The organism is Clostridium thermopalmarium DSM 5974 (genome assembly GCF_002995795.1).
Taxonomy (GTDB): Bacteria; Bacillota; Clostridia; order Clostridiales; family Clostridiaceae; genus Clostridium_H; species Clostridium_H thermopalmarium.
Window position 1 is genome coordinate 1 of record NZ_PVXN01000021.1, and the last position, 20,017, is coordinate 20,017.

20 protein-coding genes are annotated in these 20,017 nt (G+C 36.6%); 1 reads left to right on the top strand and 19 read right to left on the bottom strand.

The genetic code is table 11. The features are described 5' to 3' along the window. Window positions 1-787: 787 nt before the first annotated feature. From CPAL_RS04855 to CPAL_RS04865, 3 genes are all read right to left on the bottom strand, one after another. Entirely contained in the window at window positions 788-1,324 is a 537-nt protein-coding gene (locus CPAL_RS04855) for a hypothetical protein (RefSeq protein WP_061858701.1), read from the bottom strand. 279 nt (window positions 1,325-1,603) lie between these two features. Beyond that, on the bottom strand, window positions 1,604-2,080 hold the full coding sequence (locus tag CPAL_RS04860) for a hypothetical protein (RefSeq protein ID WP_061858700.1): 477 nt from the start codon (window positions 2,078-2,080) through the stop codon (window positions 1,604-1,606). Beyond that, window positions 2,080-2,754, bottom strand: a complete 675-nt coding sequence (locus CPAL_RS04865) for a hypothetical protein (protein WP_106024185.1) — start codon at window positions 2,752-2,754, stop codon at window positions 2,080-2,082. The genes CPAL_RS04860 and CPAL_RS04865 overlap by 1 nt, the downstream gene beginning before the upstream one ends. Window positions 2,755-3,379: 625 nt before the next feature. Here CPAL_RS04865 and CPAL_RS13745 point away from each other — a divergent pair. Continuing rightward, the gene (locus tag CPAL_RS13745) at window positions 3,380-3,586 is read left to right on the top strand and encodes a restriction endonuclease subunit S (RefSeq protein WP_133241820.1); all 207 of its coding nucleotides are present in this window, start codon (window positions 3,380-3,382) and stop codon (window positions 3,584-3,586) included. A 514-nt stretch (window positions 3,587-4,100) separates the two neighbouring features. On the opposite strand, the gene CPAL_RS04875 is transcribed toward CPAL_RS13745, so the two are convergent. The 16 genes from CPAL_RS04875 to CPAL_RS04950 all read right to left on the bottom strand — a co-directional run bounded on the left by CPAL_RS04875 (window position 4,101) and on the right by CPAL_RS04950 (window position 19,860). Then, a complete protein-coding gene (locus tag CPAL_RS04875; protein ID WP_095142715.1) occupies window positions 4,101-4,979 on the bottom strand; it encodes an AraC family transcriptional regulator in 879 nt (292 codons plus the stop codon). 144 nt (window positions 4,980-5,123) lie between these two features. After that, window positions 5,124-5,381 (bottom strand): cell division protein MraZ, encoded by a 258-nt coding sequence (locus tag CPAL_RS04880; RefSeq protein WP_095142714.1) that lies wholly within the window; start codon window positions 5,379-5,381, stop codon window positions 5,124-5,126. Window positions 5,382-5,443: 62 nt separating this feature from the next. Continuing rightward, window positions 5,444-5,938: a nucleotidyltransferase domain-containing protein gene (locus CPAL_RS04885; protein ID WP_041844907.1), complete on the bottom strand. Its 495-nt coding sequence runs from the start codon at window positions 5,936-5,938 to the stop codon at window positions 5,444-5,446. A 291-nt stretch (window positions 5,939-6,229) separates the two neighbouring features. After that, window positions 6,230-7,371 (bottom strand): IS3 family transposase gene (locus tag CPAL_RS04890; RefSeq protein ID WP_242976284.1). Its coding sequence is split into 2 segments (ribosomal slippage): window positions 6,230-7,125 and window positions 7,125-7,371, totalling 1,143 coding nucleotides; the frame shifts between segments, so codons are not numbered across the junction. A 69-nt stretch (window positions 7,372-7,440) separates the two neighbouring features. Beyond that, window positions 7,441-7,875, bottom strand: a complete 435-nt coding sequence (locus CPAL_RS04895; RefSeq protein WP_207654916.1) for a hypothetical protein — start codon at window positions 7,873-7,875, stop codon at window positions 7,441-7,443. Between the two features lie 37 nt (window positions 7,876-7,912). Further along, on the bottom strand, window positions 7,913-9,898 hold the full coding sequence (locus CPAL_RS04900) for an FRG domain-containing protein (RefSeq protein ID WP_052514477.1): 1,986 nt from the start codon (window positions 9,896-9,898) through the stop codon (window positions 7,913-7,915). Between the two features lie 67 nt (window positions 9,899-9,965). Then, a complete protein-coding gene (locus CPAL_RS04905; protein ID WP_041844905.1) occupies window positions 9,966-10,199 on the bottom strand; it encodes a single-stranded DNA-binding protein in 234 nt (77 codons plus the stop codon). 145 nt (window positions 10,200-10,344) lie between these two features. Beyond that, entirely contained in the window at window positions 10,345-11,910 is a 1,566-nt protein-coding gene (locus CPAL_RS04910) for a recombinase family protein (protein WP_106024186.1), read from the bottom strand. Between the two features lie 3 nt (window positions 11,911-11,913). Continuing rightward, window positions 11,914-12,327, bottom strand: a complete 414-nt coding sequence (locus tag CPAL_RS04915) for a recombinase family protein (RefSeq protein WP_106024187.1) — start codon at window positions 12,325-12,327, stop codon at window positions 11,914-11,916. Next, the gene (locus CPAL_RS04920; RefSeq protein ID WP_106024188.1) at window positions 12,328-13,890 is read right to left on the bottom strand and encodes a recombinase family protein; all 1,563 of its coding nucleotides are present in this window, start codon (window positions 13,888-13,890) and stop codon (window positions 12,328-12,330) included. It abuts the gene before it with no gap. A 61-nt stretch (window positions 13,891-13,951) separates the two neighbouring features. Further along, window positions 13,952-14,188, bottom strand: coding sequence for an SHOCT domain-containing protein (locus CPAL_RS04925; protein ID WP_106024189.1), 237 nt, complete (start codon window positions 14,186-14,188; stop codon window positions 13,952-13,954). Window positions 14,189-14,382: 194 nt separating this feature from the next. Continuing rightward, window positions 14,383-15,084, bottom strand: coding sequence for an N-acetylmuramoyl-L-alanine amidase (locus CPAL_RS04930; protein WP_106024190.1), 702 nt, complete (start codon window positions 15,082-15,084; stop codon window positions 14,383-14,385). Window positions 15,085-15,101: 17 nt separating this feature from the next. Continuing rightward, the gene (locus CPAL_RS04935) at window positions 15,102-16,496 is read right to left on the bottom strand and encodes a hypothetical protein (RefSeq protein ID WP_106024191.1); all 1,395 of its coding nucleotides are present in this window, start codon (window positions 16,494-16,496) and stop codon (window positions 15,102-15,104) included. Then, window positions 16,493-16,933: a phage holin family protein gene (locus CPAL_RS04940; protein WP_106024192.1), complete on the bottom strand. Its 441-nt coding sequence runs from the start codon at window positions 16,931-16,933 to the stop codon at window positions 16,493-16,495. Before CPAL_RS04940 ends, CPAL_RS04935 begins: the two co-directional genes overlap by 4 nt. Before the next feature lie 84 nt (window positions 16,934-17,017). Next, on the bottom strand, window positions 17,018-19,489 hold the full coding sequence (locus CPAL_RS04945) for a phage tail protein (RefSeq protein ID WP_106024193.1): 2,472 nt from the start codon (window positions 19,487-19,489) through the stop codon (window positions 17,018-17,020). 11 nt (window positions 19,490-19,500) lie between these two features. Next, window positions 19,501-19,860: a hypothetical protein gene (locus CPAL_RS04950; RefSeq protein WP_242976285.1), complete on the bottom strand. Its 360-nt coding sequence runs from the start codon at window positions 19,858-19,860 to the stop codon at window positions 19,501-19,503. Window positions 19,861-20,017 lie beyond the last annotated feature (157 nt).

Consider the following 20,017-nt stretch of genomic DNA (forward strand, 5'->3'; position numbering starts at 1 on the left):
TTCTCTTAATATTTCTTCCTTCAATTCTTTTGTATAAGTTCTTCCTCTCATGGCTTACCTCCAATCACTTTCTACATTATAATAAATGTATAGGCAATTGTCCAAATCAATTTAGGGGCTTATGAGAGAGCTGATGTACAAGGTTACATTTTTGATATTCTAGAACCACACGACCCCAGCCGTAAGGACAATTATCCCAAGGCAGTTGGCCTAGCAAAATTCGCAGAGAAACATTGGGATAAATTTGGAAGAATTCAACTTATCCGGCAAAAGAAAGGATTAGACGGTCGTGAACATTTCTATAGACTTGATATGGCAAAAGTAGCTGTTAGAAATAAAGTTCGTGGCATTACATCAAACGAGGAACTTGATAGAATTTTTGATACGGATGCTGAGCGAGAAGATTAAATTATACATCCATCCTGCACCCTCAACCCCCTGTAAAAAAGGGGGTTATCTAATCTGGTAACTCAACTATTAATTTTCTGGACGGTTGATATGTTCCCTCAAGCAACCAAAATAAGGGTTTCCTGACATTGCCACATCCGGCAGATCGGCCTCGGGAAAAACTAAATGTCTGGAAACCCTTTATTTACAAGCTTTTCTGTTCTTTATTTCTAAACCCTTGACATCAATGTGACGCACTCAACATGTGTTTTGATAGAAAGGTGATAAATTTTCACAGAAAAATAAGGGAGTATTTTAATTTTACCCCCTATGAATTCAAGATGAACGCTTATAACTTTGCTTTAACAGAAACATTATATATTTTTCTATTTGAAATATTCTATTTTTTATTCTCAGACTCTATCAGTTCTATCATTTTAATAAAATAATTATATACTTCTGTACTTTTATCAAATATGTTTTCTAAGTCTTTTTTCCCACTTTCCAAAACATCTTTTTCCGAAAACTTTTCATTAAAAATAATTGCTAAAGTATATTGCATTTGTGAAGCCACATTTAACATTTGTTTTCCTGTATTTTCTGCTTTTAAATAATCAGAATATACTGATACAAAGTGTTCCGGAAAAACACTAATTAAATAACCATAAAACCACAAATAATCTCCGTCATTTGAATATTTCTCAGTTGCTATTTTAAAGGCATCTAGTAATATATTTTCTGCTTGGTTTAAACATTTTTCTAATTTTGGTGATAATCTTCCCCATTCAGCCATAACATACCAAGTGTAAAAAGAAATTCTGAAAAGATCATATTTCTCAACTGTTTTTAAATAATATTCATTAATAGCATCGAAAAAAACTATAAGTTCCTCCCATTTTTCATTTTTTATAATTCTCTCTAACTTATCTAAATCCATTGTACATCATAACCTTTCAAATATTATTCTATTTATTATTTACCTATATATCTATAATTCCCCATATACTATCATTTATTTTTTATGTTACAGATACTGTTTCTCAATTAATCAACAATATAGTTTTTGATCATATTATTTATTTTACAAAATTTTCTGTGGTTTATTAAAATAAATATTAAAATTTCAAAGTCCAGTAGAACCTATAAATTTACTATCTACTGGACTTATTCTAATATAGTATATTTATTTTTATATATTGTTTATCACAATTAATAACTAAAAAGCAAATTTTAGAAATAAATTCTCTTGCTTAACAAGTTTTTCAACTAATTTTAATACTTCATCATTCTTGCCATATATAGTTACAGAAAATCCACCATCTATACTAACAAGAATATTTTTTTCGGGAAAGATTATTTGAGCTGATGAAATATCATTTTTTATGATATATGAAATTATTTTATGAATCTCTTGCAACGATTTTGATCGAATATTTTTATATTCATACTCATAAAACTTAAATCTACTCTTTTCTTCAGGAAACTCTGTTAAATAAATTTCAGCATCATAATATGTAATCATTTTCATTATTATTCGACAAATCTTTTGGCTAAAATCATCTAAGTAATTTATCATAAGATATTCTTCCAATTCAAAATATCTATCACTGCTGATTTTCTCGGGTAAACAATCAATATAATGATAAGATTCACTACTTTGTAATATTTCAATAAACTCTAATATCTTTTCCATTACTTTCCTAACACCTTTCCATTCTCATCTAAAGAAGCAACTCTTCTTCCCGAATTATCTTTTAATTTCCATTTTCTACCTCCATGTTGTGCTGTATCTTTCTCTATTGTCCATCCTCCCTTTTCTTTATATGCAGTTTTACCTTTTACTTTTTGCTTGAACTTTCCTAAATCAACTTCACCTTTTTTGTTCTTTAAACGCTCAGGAATTTTTTGTTTAACAGCTTTTATTTCCGCTCTAGCTTCAAACCAATCAACAACTTTGTTATATAACCAAGTACCTGCTGCTATTACTGTACCACCTATAATTACTACTCCAGCAGCAGTAATCACTACTTCTCCAACTCCTGGAATCCACCATGTACCTGCAATAAGAGCTCCTGTAGCACTCTGCACACCAACACTTCTCATTGCACTATTATTCTTAATAGTATCGTTTTTTAATTCAGTTATATCTACTTCTACTGCAGTATTAAGAAGTTTCACAAACTGTTCTTGTGTATAATAAACATCATTAATATACACTCCATCATTAGTAATAACAATATTACATTTATTAATATTTGTATTTTTAGAACTTAATTCAGTTTCACTTGCAAAAGCTGAAATACTTATATTAGATACCATCAGTATCATAAGTATAAAACTAATAATTTTTCTTGTCAATTTTTTCATGATTTAATCACCCCTTGAACTTTTCCTTAGATAATTCTTTCAAATCTATAAACAAGCTTGCTTACAATAATTATTCTACCCCCCATTCCAAATTTGTCAATAATTTCATTGTAAATATTTTCCGACACAAATTGACAGAATATTATTGTTTAAAACAAAAAAAAACAGTCAAAGTGACCATACATCACTCTAACTGGCTCATCTTAAATCCTTTATTCAATTACAACTTCAACCTCGGTTCCATCAAGTAGGCTTACAATAATTTTTTCTCCTTCAAACACCGTCATCTTCTGGGCAATACTAAAGAATAAACCCATGTCAAATTTTTCGTAAAACTCAAATAACCCCCACCTTAAAATAAAAATGATGGCTACTTAGAGCTTGTTCTTTTTTAATTTTAAGCTTTCCGTTTTCTATCCTCGTTAAAGGTAACATATTCATTTTTTATAAAACTTCTATTTCTATTGAAATTTCAACATTTCTTAGCTGTGTTTTCTTTTAATCAATACTACTGACTCAGCCGTAAAGTTCTAACAATCAAGCTTCGTCTTCTTCTCACTTTCTTGTGAACTTCTGGCATGAGACGTACATCTACTTACTTCGTAAGCAGTGTTACGACTTCAACATGCTCCGAAGCGAAATCGTAACTGCTCAATTTGAAAGGTTTTGTAGTGGTTCTGGATACCCAGCAATTAATAAAGAAAATGATGTACTTCGCGTTCTAGTTCCAGAAGTTAATATAGATGAGCAAAAAAAATATTCTTTCCAAAATAAGATCAAAACTTCAGCTTGCAAAAAGCATGGGAGACGAAGCAGAAGAAATATGGCATAAAGCCATACATAGGTTTGAAAGTTTAGTTGTCAAGGACTGAAAATATATAATTTTTTATTGTAAAAAGTAATTTTTATTAAGATAAAAATACCTTACATCAAAAACTTCACATCTATCCTGTCTCCACAACCCCTACAAAAATAAACGTTATCTAACCTGTCAACTCAACCCTACACACATTTTTTACAGTTGAACTATTTCCTCATAAACAAAAATAAGGATTTCGAAGGTTAAAAGGCACTGCCAGACATCAGGCAGAAAATCTTCCAACCTTGAAAACCCTTTATTTATCTGTCTTTTGAACACTTCTATTTCTCAACCCTTGACATCAAGACTACCGTCTCCACGTGGCTCGAGAGGACAGAATGAATGTCATTTGAACCTGCCCGTTCTCGGAAACATATCCACTGCGTTTTTGGAGCTATCGGTAGACGGGAACATATCCACCAATCGTACCCGTTTACGAAAAGGGCACTCTTACTAGGAGCGCCCTCAATAATAAACATTAATGTAATTAATAGTCTTTTTTCTTTACTGGAATCCAGATTTCGCTTCGATACTTTGGATTTCCAGTGTCTGGACTCTCATTCCATAAAATTTCAGGACCTTCAACTGCTTCATATCCTGAAGATGGAAACCACTCTGAATAGATCCTCCCCCATACATTTTGAAGTGTTTCTGGGAATGGACCGATGGATTCAAATATTGCCCAGGTACAAGCATCTATTTTCAATACATCAAATTCCGCTGTCTCATCACTTGATGTTGCTACCCCAATGTAATGATCCAGCTCACCCTTTTCTTCCATTCTTCCTTCCGAGAAATTAATAGATCCACTAATAATCCCTGTTGGTTCTACATTTGAAAGTGCTTTTAATTCTTTAATAACCTCAGGGGTTAAAAGTTCAGTCATTTTTGCAATCTCTGGATTGACACCTTCAAACATAATTGGAACTCTCTTCTTAAATCCTACTAACTTAAAAGGTCCTTTCTCAACAATACGATAGTTCATTTCGCATCCTCCTTTAATTGATAATTGAAAGGTCATTCGAGGATAAGCTTTTAATTGTGTATTCTCACTCCTTGCCTCAGAAGGGAGAATGCCATGCAGGGAATGAAAAGCACGGGAAAATGAATCAGCCGAATTATAGCCATATTTGACGGCTACATCAATTATTCTCAAATCCCTATCTTTCAAATCAAGTGCAGCCAACGTCAGTCTTCTTCTCCGAATATATTCTGATAAACTTATGCCTGCTAAAAAAGAAAACATCCGCTTGAAATGATACTCTGAACAATATGCGATTTTAGATACTTCACTATAATCAATTTCCTCTGTTAAGTGCTCTTCAATATACTCCAATGCATTATTCATACTTCTTAAAGAATCCATCAAACAACCTCCTTTCATCATCAATATTATCAGAGGATGCATTTATCCATCCGACAATCTGTGCACAGTATTGTCGATTCCCTTTCATGTAGTTAGTATCGTTAAACTGAATTTATCTTTGAGATGTTTACCTACAGGAATCCTTTACTTCTCTTCAGTGTATCTTTCTTGCTGCAAAAATTCCTTTGCCTCGCTAAGGCGTAAATCCCAATATTTTTGCAAAAGGTAAATGATTTTCTCATCTTCAACTTTGGCTTCCTTCAGAGCCGCAGTTGCCTTTTCAATCCCAATGACTCTTTCTTCAAAGGCAGCTTCATCTAGCCTTGCATTGCTATCTTCTCTTATTCGTTCCAACAGTTCACTTCCAAATCCCGAAAGGGAATCTCTAATAGAACGTGCCACATCTATTCCTCCTCTTAACTCTAATTTATTGCACTATTGATAGACAAATTGGAATTTGTCAGTTACTTGTATTCACCCGGAACAGGAATATTAAATCTCTCGCACAATAGTTTTACATCATGTATATCATTTTCATCATGCTCATATCCCAGATGAAATAATACTTGATTTTCAGCATCAATACATCTAACCATTTTATCGCCTATTTTCCCAATACCACTAAACACTTTTGGGGGATATGCTTCTCCTTCAAAAACAATGTATCCTTGTTCGTTGAATTTAAATATATGAAGATCAATTATCCTACCTTTAGTATCCTTCCAAACTGTGTGAGATGTGGTGGTATATGCTTCTGTAACTTCAGCAAAGCCTTTTTCTTTTATAATTTCAATAAACTTTTTACTATTACTTTCTTCCACAAATAAATCAATATCATTGTGTACTCTTGTTTCTTCTTCTAATAATGCATCTACCCCCCAACCACCATCAATCCATATGTTAATTCCACTTTCTTCAGCGTATGTTATTATCTCAATAGCATCTGTTTTGCTTACCATGCAATCCCTCCGTTCAAATTCCTATCTAATTTCATAAAATCCTGAAAAGTAGCCATGCTAAATTCCTCCCAAGTAATACTGTTAATTCATTTAATCTCACTTAATAGCGCCTTTTCATATCCTCTTCGTAGGCAGCTAAAATTCGCTGGTACTCTTTTGGATCATCATTCTCACAATCTAGTTTAATTACTCGGTCGGAAATAGGTTCTAAAGAATCTGGGTTGTACCAAGGTTCCTTTATTGTAAGATATGGACCTATGTCAATATTTTAGACACAAAAACTCGGATTTACTATGCTGATTTTCTAGCCATATCCTCACATTGCTGAGGGGTAATATACCCAATGCTACCATGGATTCTCTTTCTGTTGTACCAGGATTCTATGTATTCAAAAATTGCCAGTCTTGCAGCATTAAAATCGTAGTAGGTTACTAGGTTAACCTCTTCCTTTTTTAGGGCAGCATGAAAAGACTCAATACAGGCATTGTCATAGGGATTTCCCTTAGAACTGAATGAGTGAATGAATTTAATTTCTGATATATATTCTGAGAATCTAGAGCTTGTATACTGTGATCCTAAATCACTATGTAATATAACCTGCTTATTAGGCTTTTGACATTCATAGGCATTCTTTACAGCTCTAATGGCTAAATCAGTATCCATAACCTTATCAAAGGCGCAGCCTATGATTTTCCTACTATGAAGGTCCATCACAGAAGCTAGGTAGCACCATCCATCACGCAGTGTATGGATATATGTAATATCAGTAACCCACTTTTCATTGATTGTAATTGTGGAAAAATCTCTTTTTAAGATGTTCTCCCTTTCCTCAACCTTGTTTTTTGATGAATAGGGCTTGTACTTCTTACAAACTATTGACTTTATCCCTAATTCATTCATAAACCTTTGAACTCTCTTTAAACTTATAGATTCCCCCTGTCTTATTAGTATTTTATGGATCTTCGGAGCTCCATAACGTTTTTTGTTATCATTATATATTTTAAGAATTTCTTCTTTTAACCTTTTATTCTCAATGCTTCTTTTACTTTCAACTTGGTTAAGGCTTTTGTAATAAGAGCTTCTTGAAACCTTAAGCAGTTTACACATTAGTTTAACATCATGCTTGTCCTTGTTATCATCTATGAATTTAAATATAGAATCTACTTTTTCGCGAATATGGCCATGGCTTTTTTTAGTATTTCATTTTCCTCTTCTAGCCTTGCTATCTTCTTTAACATGACTTGATAGTCGGCTGTTGTCACGGTTTTATCTTTATCAATTACTACTGGTTTGGCTTTGTTTAACCATGTCACCATTGTTGATTTTGGTATGCCATATTCACGAGCTAAATCTGCTAGCGGCTTTCCTGAATTATATAGCTCTACTATAGTATCTTTAAATTCTTTGGTGTAATGTTTTTGACCTCTTCCCATTGTAGACACTTCCTTTCACTTCTTATTTTAAATCGTTCGAATTTCTGTGTCTACAAAACTATACTAACACTAATATATGATCTTTTTGGTTTTTTGACGTTCAGCCATTTCTTTTAACATCTGAATCTCTTTTTCATTTTTTGTTACACTTTGAATTGGCCATATAATCATAAAGTCAAATGCATAATCATCGTATTTTTCACTATTGCTTTTAGTGGTTAAATTATCAAAGAAAATTGTAAGATTTGATAACTTCATTCCTTGTCCATATTTTTTCGGTACGTTAACTTTATAGAGTTCGGCCCAACGGAAGAAGCTCTCCATTCCATCTTTTGTTGTATGAATTAAATTAATCAGCCCTTTCAAGTTTCCATGAGCATTCAAGGCCTTAAGAAGAGCCTGATGTTTTTCCTTGTCAGCAATACCTCTTAGCAATAATGTTTTTTCTGTTTCATTGCTTAAAAAATCAATAATCTGATCATATGCATTCTTTACATCGGACATATTTTATCCTCCACTTCACTAAATAGGCTCAAACAAACTAAATTTCGAACTCTTCCGTATAGCTAATCGTTGGTCCTATACCGGTTCTATCAACATATTTTCCTTTTAAATTCTCATACTCTAATCCTGCTTTAAGCAAAAATTCTTCGTTTTGAACTGAGGGAATTGCAAGAGTAATATCTACTTTATACTTTCCTTTATCGAAGCCAATACCTTTCTTTCCAAGTTTACCAAAATCAAATATTCCATTTTCCACTAATGATTTATTCTGTGCTAATAGTAAGCCTTTAGAATTTCTCAAAGATATCATTAATGATGCTTTATCAAAAAGATTAGTCGTTCCTCTTATATTCAATGTATTGTCGATGTTTTGAGAAATATCAAGATTAAAGGTAACATCCAAACCATCCGGGTTTAGTGGTATTGTTTGTTTATACTGATATTCTTGTCTTTTTATTTTTTCGGGATCAATTTTATTGTACTCGTCCTCTGAAAGATTAATGGTTTTTTTCCAATACATAGCTTGTTCCTTTATTCTATTAAAATGCAACTTAGCATCTCTAAAACAATTTGAAATCAGGTATCTTTTAGTATGTGAATTTAATTCTTCCTTTTTCACCCACAAGACTATGTTATCCAAATGTAACGCCACTTCTTGAAAACTGTTCAAGTATTTGTCAAACTCATTATTTCTCGAGTGGCCATAATCACCAAACTTTAGAAATAACTTAGTGATATCTCCTGCATTATCAATAGCATACTCTTCTAAGTCCTTCATATTTCCACTCTCAAAGGCATTTAACATAAACTTATAGTGAGGTTCAAATTTTTCAAATGTTTTCATATTTTGAGTATAAAGAATTTTATCATCTGTAAAGGAATATTCATCATAATAATCTGCCAGTGTACTGTAGGACTTTTCAAAGCGCCAAATATACCCTAATTCATCCATATCTCCAATAAGATGTGGCTTGCATCTAGGGTCTAAGGATTCTCTAATCCATTGCCCTCTTATCATCCAGTTTCGCATAATATAATCGTCGCCATTTTTTGCAATATACACCCAAACAACATCGTTTGCACTTTTATATTGATCAATAATCTGAATTCCAATATTTTTTATTTCTTCAATGCGCAAAACTTTATTTAATACTGCTACTATAGAACAGCGTCTAGCACCTGAATTAGACATGTCTTTTACTTCAAGAATGCTATATGTACCCTCCAGATCAAAATCTACTTTTTTATATTTTTCCTTCAAATAATCAGCAACCGACGGTAACTCAGGATATATTGTTGTCTCATTAATATTATACTTTTCATCCAGCTCTTTTTTTACTGCTTGTTTATGTTCAAAAGGAATCCTTATAACCATTGTTGGTTCAATTGAATTAAGAGGTAATACAGTTTTTTTTATCTCTCTACCTATTATTTCATTACCACAGATTGCAAAAGTCCCTTTCTGGCAGAATAGTCTTTCGTTTGATTTTTGAAGTTCTACGGAGTGCTTTATAAATGCTCCTTTTGAAGCAAATTCTAATATTTCATCTTCTGTTATATTTTCTGAATAGCGTTCTATATAGGAACTTTTTATCACATCAATTTTAAGTGATTTTAATGTTGCAAGATGTGACAACAGCTTAACTCTCTTATCATTTAAGGAATGCTCTGGTTGAACAAATACATATACGTTCCCATGTGATTTACAGTCCACTTTTTGGACAGCGAAAAAGAGTGCTATTAAAGGATCAATTGTCAAATCTACTAGTCTCGTTGGAATTCCATAATGTTGCATTTTCGATAAGCACTCAATTGGAGAAGTTAAGCCATCAAACTCCATAGTTCTCATTTTTATAGCTTCCGTGTAGATAGAGCTTTCATTCATTGTATAACCTACATCTCTGGAAACACTCGATGTGATATTTTTATATTTTTCTGACTGTCCTCTATAAAATACATTATTATAAATATCGTAGCGCGATAGCTTTTTTAAATAATCTTCAACAGTATTAGCTTGCTCCATTTAATCATTCACCCCTATCCAGACTTATAATATTAATAGTTCTTCACTACCTTTTATAACTGTTACTTTAGACTTTTTTATACTTCTGTTGATTTGAAGAAGTCTTTTCAATAGCCTTTATATTGCCCTTCATTTTGCTAACTCGGTTAAGAAATAAAGTTCCAAGCAGAAGCCGATCCTTTCTTGGTATCCTGTTCCATATATAGCCCTTGAACAAATCTTTAACAAGAAAGACCTCACCTTCATTCAAATTTTCTGTTTCTCTAATAGCTTCTTCTAATAGCTCGTTAACATCAATCACGTTGTTCTCTCCTTACCAATAACAATATTGACAACATTGTTGATAAGATTATATACATATTACCAACTTTAGTCAATTACAAAATAAAATCATCAATCAAGAAAATGTCTCTCCTGATTGACGATTTGGCCATCCAAGCATATATTTATGAATCTACTTCAATACCTGATTTGAATTCAATGGTCAGCTTTTCATCAAATACCGTAACTTTTTCAATTAGCCGCCTTACTAATTGCTCATCATACTCCTCTAACTCGCAGGATTGCTCATTCAAGAAATCACTCATTTCAGCGATTCGTTGCCTTTTCCCTTCTCGATCTGCATTCTCTACAATTGCATTTTGCTTTAACTCCCGAAGTCTATATATTTCATCAGCCACATCTTCATAGTCATTTTTTGATTTTGCTTGTATAAGGAGCTGTTGTTGTAACTCTTCCAGTTTTCTATCAATATCATCGGTGGTATTATCATTTTCTTCATTGAGGACGGTAGCTATGTTTTTCTGTAACGTTGAGAGGAAGGGCTCTTTGTTAGTCAAAAGTTCGTTAATAGCCTTAACCACTGCTGCCTGTAATGTTTCCTCATTTATGGTAGGTGCCGTACATTCAGAGCCTTTTTCCTCTAAACGACTAACACATCTCCAAACAATAGACTTGTAACCTCGGTTATTCCAATGTACTCGTCGGTAAATATCACCGCATTGCCCACAGTAAACAATACTTGATAAAGCATACTTACTACTATAGACTCTCTTTTTACCACCTTTACCTCCTCGGATATTCGCTCTTCGAACCATCTCTTCTTGAACCTGCATAAAAAGCTCGCGTGGAATAATAGGCTCATGGCTGTTTTCTACATAATACTGGGGAACGATGCCGTTATTTTTGACCCTCTTTTTAGAAAGGAAATCAACCGTATATGTTTTTTGCAGAAGAGCATCACCGATGTATTTTTCATTCTGCAGTATCTTTTTCAGTGTTTCTGGTCTCCATTTGGCTTTGCCTGCCGCTGTTAGAATACCGTCTGCTTCTAGTCCTCTTGCTATCTGCAAAAGGCTGGCTCCCTCTAGGTACTCCCTATAAATCCGTTTAACAACTTTAGCACCCTCTGGATCAATCACTAATTGCTTGTTTTCATCCTTGGTGTAACCAAGGAAACGCTTGTGGTTGACCTGAACTTCACCTTGCTGGTATCGATACTGAATACCCAGCTTAACGTTCTGGCTTAGGGATTGGCTTTCTTGCTGGGCAAGGGATGCCATGATAGTCAGTAAAACTTCACCCTTAGAATCCATGGTGTTGATATTCTCTTTCTCGAAGAACACAGCAATGTTTTTATCCTTTAACTGACGGATATACTTAAGGCAATCCAACGTGTTTCTGGCAAATCGGCTGATTGATTTTGTGATAATCATGTCAATATTGCCTGCCATACACTCCTCAATCATTCGGTTAAATTCATCACGCTTTTTCGTATTGGTACCAGTGATGCCATCATCCGCAAAAATACCTGCTAATTCCCATTCCTTGTTCCTCTTAATATAGTTTGTATAATGCTCAATCTGAATTTCGTAACTTGAGGCCTGCTCCTCACTATCCGTTGAAACTCGGCAGTAAGCCGCCACTCGTATTTTGGGTTTACTCTCACTATTTTTATTATTTCCGATTCGTTTAATTGCTGGAATTACTGTTACATTCCTACTTACTGCCACTGGTTACACCTCACTTTCTATTAAACTGTAAGCATATTCTGCCTGCTTATATGGATCGTCATATTTTTGTACCAGAGGTTTTGCTTTGAACTTTACAGGATAATCCGTTTTTGGTACATCTTTAGGCTCCCATATCCTTCCGAGTTTTTCTGCTCGCTTTTGTTTTTCTAACCTTGCTTTTTCAAATATCTCCTCATCAATAATTGGAGGATAGAATTCGTCTCCAAGGTATTGCTTGTTCTGTAGCATCCTACTTACTGTGGCATGGTAGCAATCTATCCCAGCTTTTATTGCAGCATTCTTCAAGGATAATCCTGACAAGTAACCTGAAAATAACTCTTTTACTTGTTCTGCTGCTATATCATCTACAACAGCCTTTCCATCTTCAATTCTATATCCAAAGGGTGTGTGACCCATCTAATTCACCAACCTTTCTTTCAGTGTGATTCCACATTTTAATACAAACCCAACTACCTCCCGTGAAAAGACAATAATCTTCTCTACATAATTTTCAAACAGCTCATCCTCATAGGCTGTGAGCATTTTGGACTTAGTCGTAAACTTAAGCAGTCGGTCAACTTCCTCTACTTTTGTAAAATTTCCGTTGACAGAATGGGTAAGTTGTTCCTTTTCCGCAAAAAGACTTTCTCTTTCTGCTTCCAATGAATTCTTTTCTTTATTAAACAGAGTAGGTTCCAGATATCCTTTGGCCATTAAGCCCGTCAGCATCTGACTTTGCTCCATGTTGTTTTCAATCTTGGTTTCCAACTCTTCGATTCTACGAAAACTCTCTGCATTATTCTGGCTGCGTAGCCCATTCAAAAGTGGTCTTAATATGAACTTGTGACCAAAAATGAGTTTATTCATCATCGTAAGAAATGCAGTCTTTATATCTTCATCTCGTATGAACTGCATGGAACATTCCGTTATATGGCTTATATGCTTACTACAGCACCAAGCAATGTACTCTCTTCTTCCAGATGAATGAATCCGTCTTTTAAAGGTACTGCCACATTCCAAGCAAATAATCTTACCGGAAAAAGAATATCGGTTTAGATATTTACTGTTGCGCTTTTCGATTCCTTTTTCCTTTGCCCTCTGATTGAGAATAGCTTCCACAGCTTCAAAATCTTCATGGCTGATAATTGCATCATGATGATTTTCTACTAGATACATATTTTTCTCACCGTAATTGGTGTGCCTGTTAAAATGGCTGTCAGTATAGGTCTTTTGCAAAATAACATCGCCAGTATATTTTTCATTGGTCAAGATTCCACGAATGGTAGTAGCTGTCCAACGACCACCTCTTTTTGAAGGGATACCCTTTCGATTAAGATCATCTGCAATTTTCTGTGTACCTTTGCCTGATAATACTTCTGCAAAAATATACTTCACAATTTCAGCCTGCTTAGCATTTACTATCATGCGACCGTCAATGTTTTGATAGCCATAGGGTGGGTAGGAAATTTTAAATGTTCCGTTTTGAAATCGTCTTTGAATTGCCCATTTAGTATTTTCTGAAATAGAAATTGACTCACTCTCTGCAAGGCCACTTAAAATGGAGAGCATCAATTCACTTTCCATTGACCCCGTATTGATGTTTTCCTTCTCAAAATAAATATGAACCCCAAGGTCTATCAGTTTGCGAACCATCTCTAAACAGTCTGTAGTATTTCTAGCAAACCTACTGATGGACTTTGTAATAATTAAGTCAATGCTTCTGGTTTCACAGTCTGATAACATTCTAAGTAAGCCAGAACGATTCTCCTTTTTCGTACCACTGATACCCTCGTCATAGTATAAGCCTGCATATTCCCATTCTGGATTTGCCTTAATGTAGGTCTCATAATGAGCCTTTTGTGCTTGCAGGCTGACTAGTTGTTCATCGCTATCTGTAGAAACTCGACAGTAGGCAACTACTCGTGTTTTTGGCTTAAAAATATAATCTTGATTTACTTCTATTTTCGTTATCTTTTTCATCGCCTCACCTCCTTCTTGGTAGGTCACATATTACCTCTGAAACCCTTATATATCAACGACTTCAGGGCATTATTTCTGCTAAAAAAGGAGAGAAAGTTTGGCGGTTGAGTGCGTCTATCTTGTTGAATTCTGCCTCTGTTATTAAACCTTTTTGAAGCATCTTTTTAAGTAATTTCTCTGCCTGAATATAATCAAACTCACGCTGTAGCTGCTCCTGTGACATTTTCTTTAACTCGATGCTTTTGTCTATAACCTCGTCCGAGATCTTCATGACTTTTTTATCCTCATTCTGATTCACTTAGAATCACCTCCTACCTAATAGCCGCGGGAACAGGTCGAAGTTGAGGATTTGTAATAATTAAATTAAATCAGAGCATAAAAAAAGAGCCTGCAAGGGAATAACCCCCACAGGCTATATACAACTAATAGTTAATTTTTTAGGGAAACTCTGTGAAGCTAAAGCAAAAATGCTTTTTTACTCGCTCCCTTTGATCAATCATACTTAATAAATGCATCCGTAAATCCTGCCTTTTTAGCTTTGGCAAGCTGTGCCTCAGCATTTGCTTTGACAGTGTATGCACCTATTTGTACACGATAGTATTTCTTTTTTGCTGGTTTTGCTGATTTTTCTTCTTCGCTTAGAAGTTTCTTAACATCTGCTCTAAAGGTATCCATGGTCTTGCCATGCTTAGGAAACCAGTGCATAACATCCGCATGGTTACTGGCTATACCTTGCTTATAGCCTTCACTATGACAGATGATATCCTTCTCACTTAGTCCATAGAGTTTGCAAAGATGTACACAAAGCTCTACTGCTTCATTATAAACAGCAGAAAAATACGAGGCATCGGTTAGACCGTCCTCGCAAATTTCAAAACCTATATGGGTATTATTCGCATCCCCTCCAGCATGCCAACCACGATGATTCCAAGGCAATGTTTGGTATGTGGCAATGGAGCCATCTGCTAACTTACCAATAAAAGCATGGACACAAACTTGACGACCTCCGGGTTTATCCTGATTCCAATGATTGTTGTATTGGTTCTTTCCGAGCAAACCATCATCTGGACCAACATATCTCTTCAACCATGGGTTGTTAGCCCCTGTTGAATGAACCATTATACCCTTCGGTTTTATTGTTTTGCCTGCTTTGTAGCAGGCATTGTTCGTAAGTATTAGTTTGTATAATTTCATTATAATCACCTCAACATTTAATCATTTGGCTCAGGTGTAAGATGGACAGGGTACAGGTGATAGGTAAACTTTAAATCACAATAAGCATTTGATGATGTTCCATCACTTCCCATACAGATATACAGTCCATAACCGGCTGGAACTCTGGCCTGCCGCATTTGAATATGAATGTGCAAGGATTCTGCTGAAGTATTCGATCCGACAGGTGTACTCCGTTGAATTCTGGTGAACGTCTCCTCATCATTAGAAATATACAAGTCCAGTTCCTTTTCACTAGTATCCGATTGACGACAAAGAGTTATCAAATGGCAATCATAAGCCGTCGTATACAATTCTCCGCCCTGACCGCCAATAACCACACTATTAATAGGTAATATCGTGTGCAAAGGACCACGGACACTGTTTGCACCGCCTGAACCCGAGACATTACCCGACAAAATATATCTTGAATAGGCCGAACGGGTGAAGTCACTAATAATAGTGGTTGCAGTGGATGAGAGAGGTATTGCGGAAGTCACATTTTCTGCTCTTTCAAGTAGAAAAAGGCTCTCACCTGCCTCAACGGTAGTACTACCTATGGAAAACCTTTGACTTGTCCAGTAAGCTGTACAAATTGGATTTGGATCAGTCCCAATTCCATAGGCAATATTCATTTCGTCATCAATGCCCCTTATAGCTCTAGCAAGTGTCTTAACTGTATTACGAAGGGTGTCTTGAATTAGAACCTGCACATTATTTGCAGCTGGACTACCCAAAGCTGTAACGAAGGTATATGTTATCATGCCAATCACTACATTGTTTCCATTTGCTATATTGCTAAATGTGATGGCTGCCCTCCGGCTAATCATATCCGGTGCACTAGCTGTTTCTATTGGATGCAAATGGTTTAGTAGAATACCTGTCCGCATATATAAATTTTCGCGGGTATCCTCAACCAAATTGTGTGTTGTATTTAGCAAATCATAGTTGTTGTTTAATAGATTGTAAGTGAGGTTGAGCAGATTATTTATTTCATCAATATCCAGTTCAGCTAAAGCTGAAAGCACTTTATTTAACCATTCCTGTGCTGGAGGTTCTGGTGGTTCAGCAATTCCATCCACAAGAGCATCCTCGACTATGGTTAGTATTCTTGCGCTCTTTCCAACCACATCACCATAAGTAACCCTTATTTCAAGCCGACCAACACCAACAAATGATGTGTCCGTTGCATTGGGCTGCCATGTAAGGACACCATCAGCGTAGTTCGTGACTACCGGATATGCAACCCCATCAGGCCTTTTGTAAATCGCATTTAAGGAGGCACTTGGGTAGTTATCTTCCAGTAGGCTTGATACATCAAACTCAATATTTCGGTAATTGTGTTCACCGCGTCGACCAATGAATACCGTTACCGCTTTCGTTAAGTCAATCATATTTCATCACCTGGCTTAGGAGGTTCCTCATCACGACCATGTAGTTGCTTAAGAACCGCCTTTAGTTTTTCTGGGATGGGTAGTCCAATATGACCTGCATTCTCCAAAATGGATACACCCTCGTTACTTAGGTAGAAAAAGATTACCGCTGTTCGCAAAGCGCTGCCATCGTATCCTGCACTCCCCAAAATTTGTGTATCAAGAATATGAGCGATACCTACCATTACAAAGATGAGCACCTTTTTGAAAATTCCCTTGGCACCAATTTCGCTGGATAGCTTTTTATCTGTAATCGCACAAAGGACACCTGTCAGATAATCAATAGCTACAAAAGTGACCAGTGTATATAGAAATCCGTCAAACCCACCGAGAAACCATCCAAGAAAAGCACCAACAGCCGCAAAAGCTAACTGTATCCAATTCCAAATCTCTTTCACTGTAAACACCTCCATTACATTAATTTGTGTATTTAAAAAAGCACCCCTGTAAAATACAAGAGTGCTGTTGCCGTATCACGCACCTTACAGCATCAGTATAAGATCGTGGATTTGTTGCATCACATCCGCCTTTGGACGCCCTGTTCCAATAGGGAGCCATGTCACAGGTGGTATATCAAATGCTGCAGAAGAGTCAAAACCATTAACCACTGTAATGATAGTATCAATAGCCTTTCGGATTTCAGTAATGTGAAATGGCCATTTTTTAACTGTTGTTCTTCCCGCAATAATCTCTTCACTCCAAATTACAGGGGATAAGTTGTAATAACTTAGCACTATATTTAAAGCGGTTCGAAGCGTCTGAATATGTGCTGCCTTTACAACAGTCTCATTTGCAGTAATCGTTTCAAAAGGTGGCGGTAATATAGTAAATGTCCTGACAACTTCTGTGCTTGCCGACTCAATATCACTATCAAGACAGCGGAAGGTTACAGTATGGTTTCCTACTGCAAGCGGTTCCGCTTGGTACACCGTACTAACACCATTTCCCAGATAGCCACTCGTAGAAAATCTCTCAGAATTATCCACACTATTAACCCACTCACCTGAATCAATCTTTACTTCCACAATCTGTGTCTGACCGTCTGGTTCAGTGCCTGTAGTAATCATAAAGCGTGGTGTAGTGTTATAAGTAGACTTTCCGGTCATAGGACTGACGATGATCGGAGCAGCAGGCGGACTGTTTTTCTTTACCGTGTTACTAACCACATGGCTTGAAACTGCATCAAGTGTATCTGTTACGCTTATTCGATAGCGGGTATACATTCCAGGTACCGGGGAAGCATTTACCTGATGGCTACCTGAAGTAGCACTTGAAATAATAGTAGTCAATGCTTCATATACCGACCAATTTATACCGTCTGTTGATGTAGCTTGTTGAATAACATATTGCTTGATGGCACTGGTTCCCGGTATCGTTCCGCTCCACATAAGAGTTACTGTATTCGTCTCATATATTGGAGGAGTAGCAGTGAAAGAAGTAGGCGGAATGGGCAGTGTATTTCTGCGGACAGTGTTGCTAGATATAGTCCAGTCAGAATAAAAACTCTCTCCAACCGTGCCACGTGTCCTAACTCTAAACCTACGGTAATAACCGCGAGTTGTCGGTGGGCTAACAACTACGCTGCCACTTGTTGTTGAGGTAACCGCTATTGTTAATGCTGTCCATGCTCCCCATGTGCTGTTATCTGCCGAGTCACTATATTGAATCTCATAGGATGTGATGGTGTTGCCTGCTCCACTGGATGCGCCACTCCACGAAAGAGTAACATTTCCTTCAGCTAAAGTTGAACTTACCGAGCAAGCAGTCGGTGCTCCACAAGCCGTGATATCACAGTAAATGCTATTACTGATTTTTTCCGAGGAATAGACATCGAGATTATCTATCGTCCATACACCAAATTGAGTATATGTTCCTGGAACTCGTGACACGTTAGGATTATAACTACCTCCACTGGCCGATAAGGCCAATATGGTTAGAACGTTCCATGGACTCCATGTGCTGTTATCCGTAGATGTTCTACTGGCAATCTGGTATCCCTTGATTGCACTCGTACTTCCAGAAGCACCGCTCCAAGTAAGCGTGATTGTTTCATCACTATAATTGATTGGAGTAGCAGTCACTGTAGTTGGTGGGCTAGGAACTGTGTTTCTGCGAACAGAGTTCGACGATACTCTCCAGCCTGAATAATAACTTGCTCCTGCTGTCCCCCGAGTTCGCACCCGAAACCTACGATAATTACCCCGTGTTGATGGTGGTGCAACTGACAAGCTGCCACTAGTGGCCGTGGTGGTTACTGTAGTTAGTGCTGTCCACGATCCCCAATTCAAATTGTCAGCAGAATCACTATACTGTATCTCGTAGGAGGAGATGGCATTATTTGTACCACCGGAAGCACCACTCCATGATAATGTAACATTGTCCTCCGAGAGGGTTGCACTCAATGAACAGGATGTCGGAGCACTACAAGCTGTGGTTCTTATTGCCCAGTTAATGGTTAACACTATCTGGCTTAAATCATCTCTGGCTCGAAATCCCATATAGTTTAGTGTGCTGGAGCCAGCATCCATGAATAAACAATTACTAGCTCCACTACCGATGGAATCAATGAGTGCGGTGGAAATTGCGATATCCTTTGTACCCTGTCCGGCAGAAACAGTATAGCTATATCCAGAAGTAACTTTCGTAGGTCTACTCCCGGATATGCTGGTACCCGAACTAGGAGATGGCAAACCATATGCATTTCCAGCATATAGTGTTATCGTTCTGGCTGAACCCCAATCACCTGCAGCTATCCTAACAAGACGAATACTGGCAGAGGTAGGATAATAGTTTGCATAGGTATTTCGAATACTTGTAAGGTCAAATAACATGGCACCAACATTCTCATAATTATTGGCTGGGGCATAAACCCCTTGTCGAACGTAGTCGGTTACACCCGCAATCCAACTGCCATTACGCCATGTACAAGCATTTATCGCTTGATAGGTTGCCATAGAAATTCACCTCACTCGTAAACCGCCGATACCAATGAGTTCACTAACCCACAAAGGCTGGTGTTTAATCTGGTATCAGTAATGTTATTTGCTGCTATTGATGTAGCTGCAGCAGGTACAAGAACGTCTGCAATACCGAGTTCATATACATCGCTGGTTCTTGTTAAGTCTGGGGCCACTGGTGTAGCAGCTGGAGTCCCTGTAACAACTGCAAGCTGAATATTCCTGCTGATTTGGCTTAAGCGAACAACAATCCGGTCAATGCGTGGATTGCTACCGTGCGCTGTAGTGAGAGGCATATTTAACGCATCTGTATTCTCATATCTATATCCATTAATCCACGCACTTCCAGCCGCCACGCTTACTGCCAATCCCATCCCTGGTGATACCTGCAGATTTGTAGCTGTTTTATAAAATATCCCGTTTGAAACAAGACTTCCAAAGTATGCTGCAAAATCCGTGGCATCATAGACTCTATCTCCATCGGATGAATTGAAAAATCCGCTTTTCTCCATACAAAAATTCCTC

Excerpts from the sequence above, each read along its gene's own strand:
- CPAL_RS04900 (WP_052514477.1), bottom strand. The coding sequence starts at position 9,898 with ATGGAGCAAGCTAATACTGTTGAAGATTATTTAAAAAAGCTATCGCGC.
- CPAL_RS04930 (WP_106024190.1), bottom strand. The coding sequence starts at position 15,084 with ATGAAATTATACAAACTAATACTTACGAACAATGCCTGCTACAAAGCA.
- CPAL_RS13745 (WP_133241820.1), top strand. The coding sequence starts at position 3,380 with ATGCTCCGAAGCGAAATCGTAACTGCTCAATTTGAAAGGTTTTGTAGT.
- CPAL_RS04860 (WP_061858700.1), bottom strand. The coding sequence starts at position 2,080 with ATGGAAAAGATATTAGAGTTTATTGAAATATTACAAAGTAGTGAATCT.
- CPAL_RS04865 (WP_106024185.1), bottom strand. The coding sequence starts at position 2,754 with ATGAAAAAATTGACAAGAAAAATTATTAGTTTTATACTTATGATACTG.
- CPAL_RS04875 (WP_095142715.1), bottom strand. The coding sequence starts at position 4,979 with ATGGATTCTTTAAGAAGTATGAATAATGCATTGGAGTATATTGAAGAG.
- CPAL_RS04895 (WP_207654916.1), bottom strand. The coding sequence starts at position 7,875 with ATGTCCGATGTAAAGAATGCATATGATCAGATTATTGATTTTTTAAGC.
- CPAL_RS04935 (WP_106024191.1), bottom strand. The coding sequence starts at position 16,496 with ATGATTGACTTAACGAAAGCGGTAACGGTATTCATTGGTCGACGCGGT.
- CPAL_RS04945 (WP_106024193.1), bottom strand. The coding sequence starts at position 19,489 with ATGGCAACCTATCAAGCGATAAATGCTTGTACATGGCGTAATGGCAGT.
- CPAL_RS04920 (WP_106024188.1), bottom strand. The coding sequence starts at position 13,890 with ATGAAAAAGATAACGAAAATAGAAGTAAATCAAGATTATATTTTTAAG.
- CPAL_RS04885 (WP_041844907.1), bottom strand. The coding sequence starts at position 5,938 with ATGGTAAGCAAAACAGATGCTATTGAGATAATAACATACGCTGAAGAA.
- CPAL_RS04855 (WP_061858701.1), bottom strand. The coding sequence starts at position 1,324 with ATGGATTTAGATAAGTTAGAGAGAATTATAAAAAATGAAAAATGGGAG.
- CPAL_RS04915 (WP_106024187.1), bottom strand. The coding sequence starts at position 12,327 with ATGGGTCACACACCCTTTGGATATAGAATTGAAGATGGAAAGGCTGTT.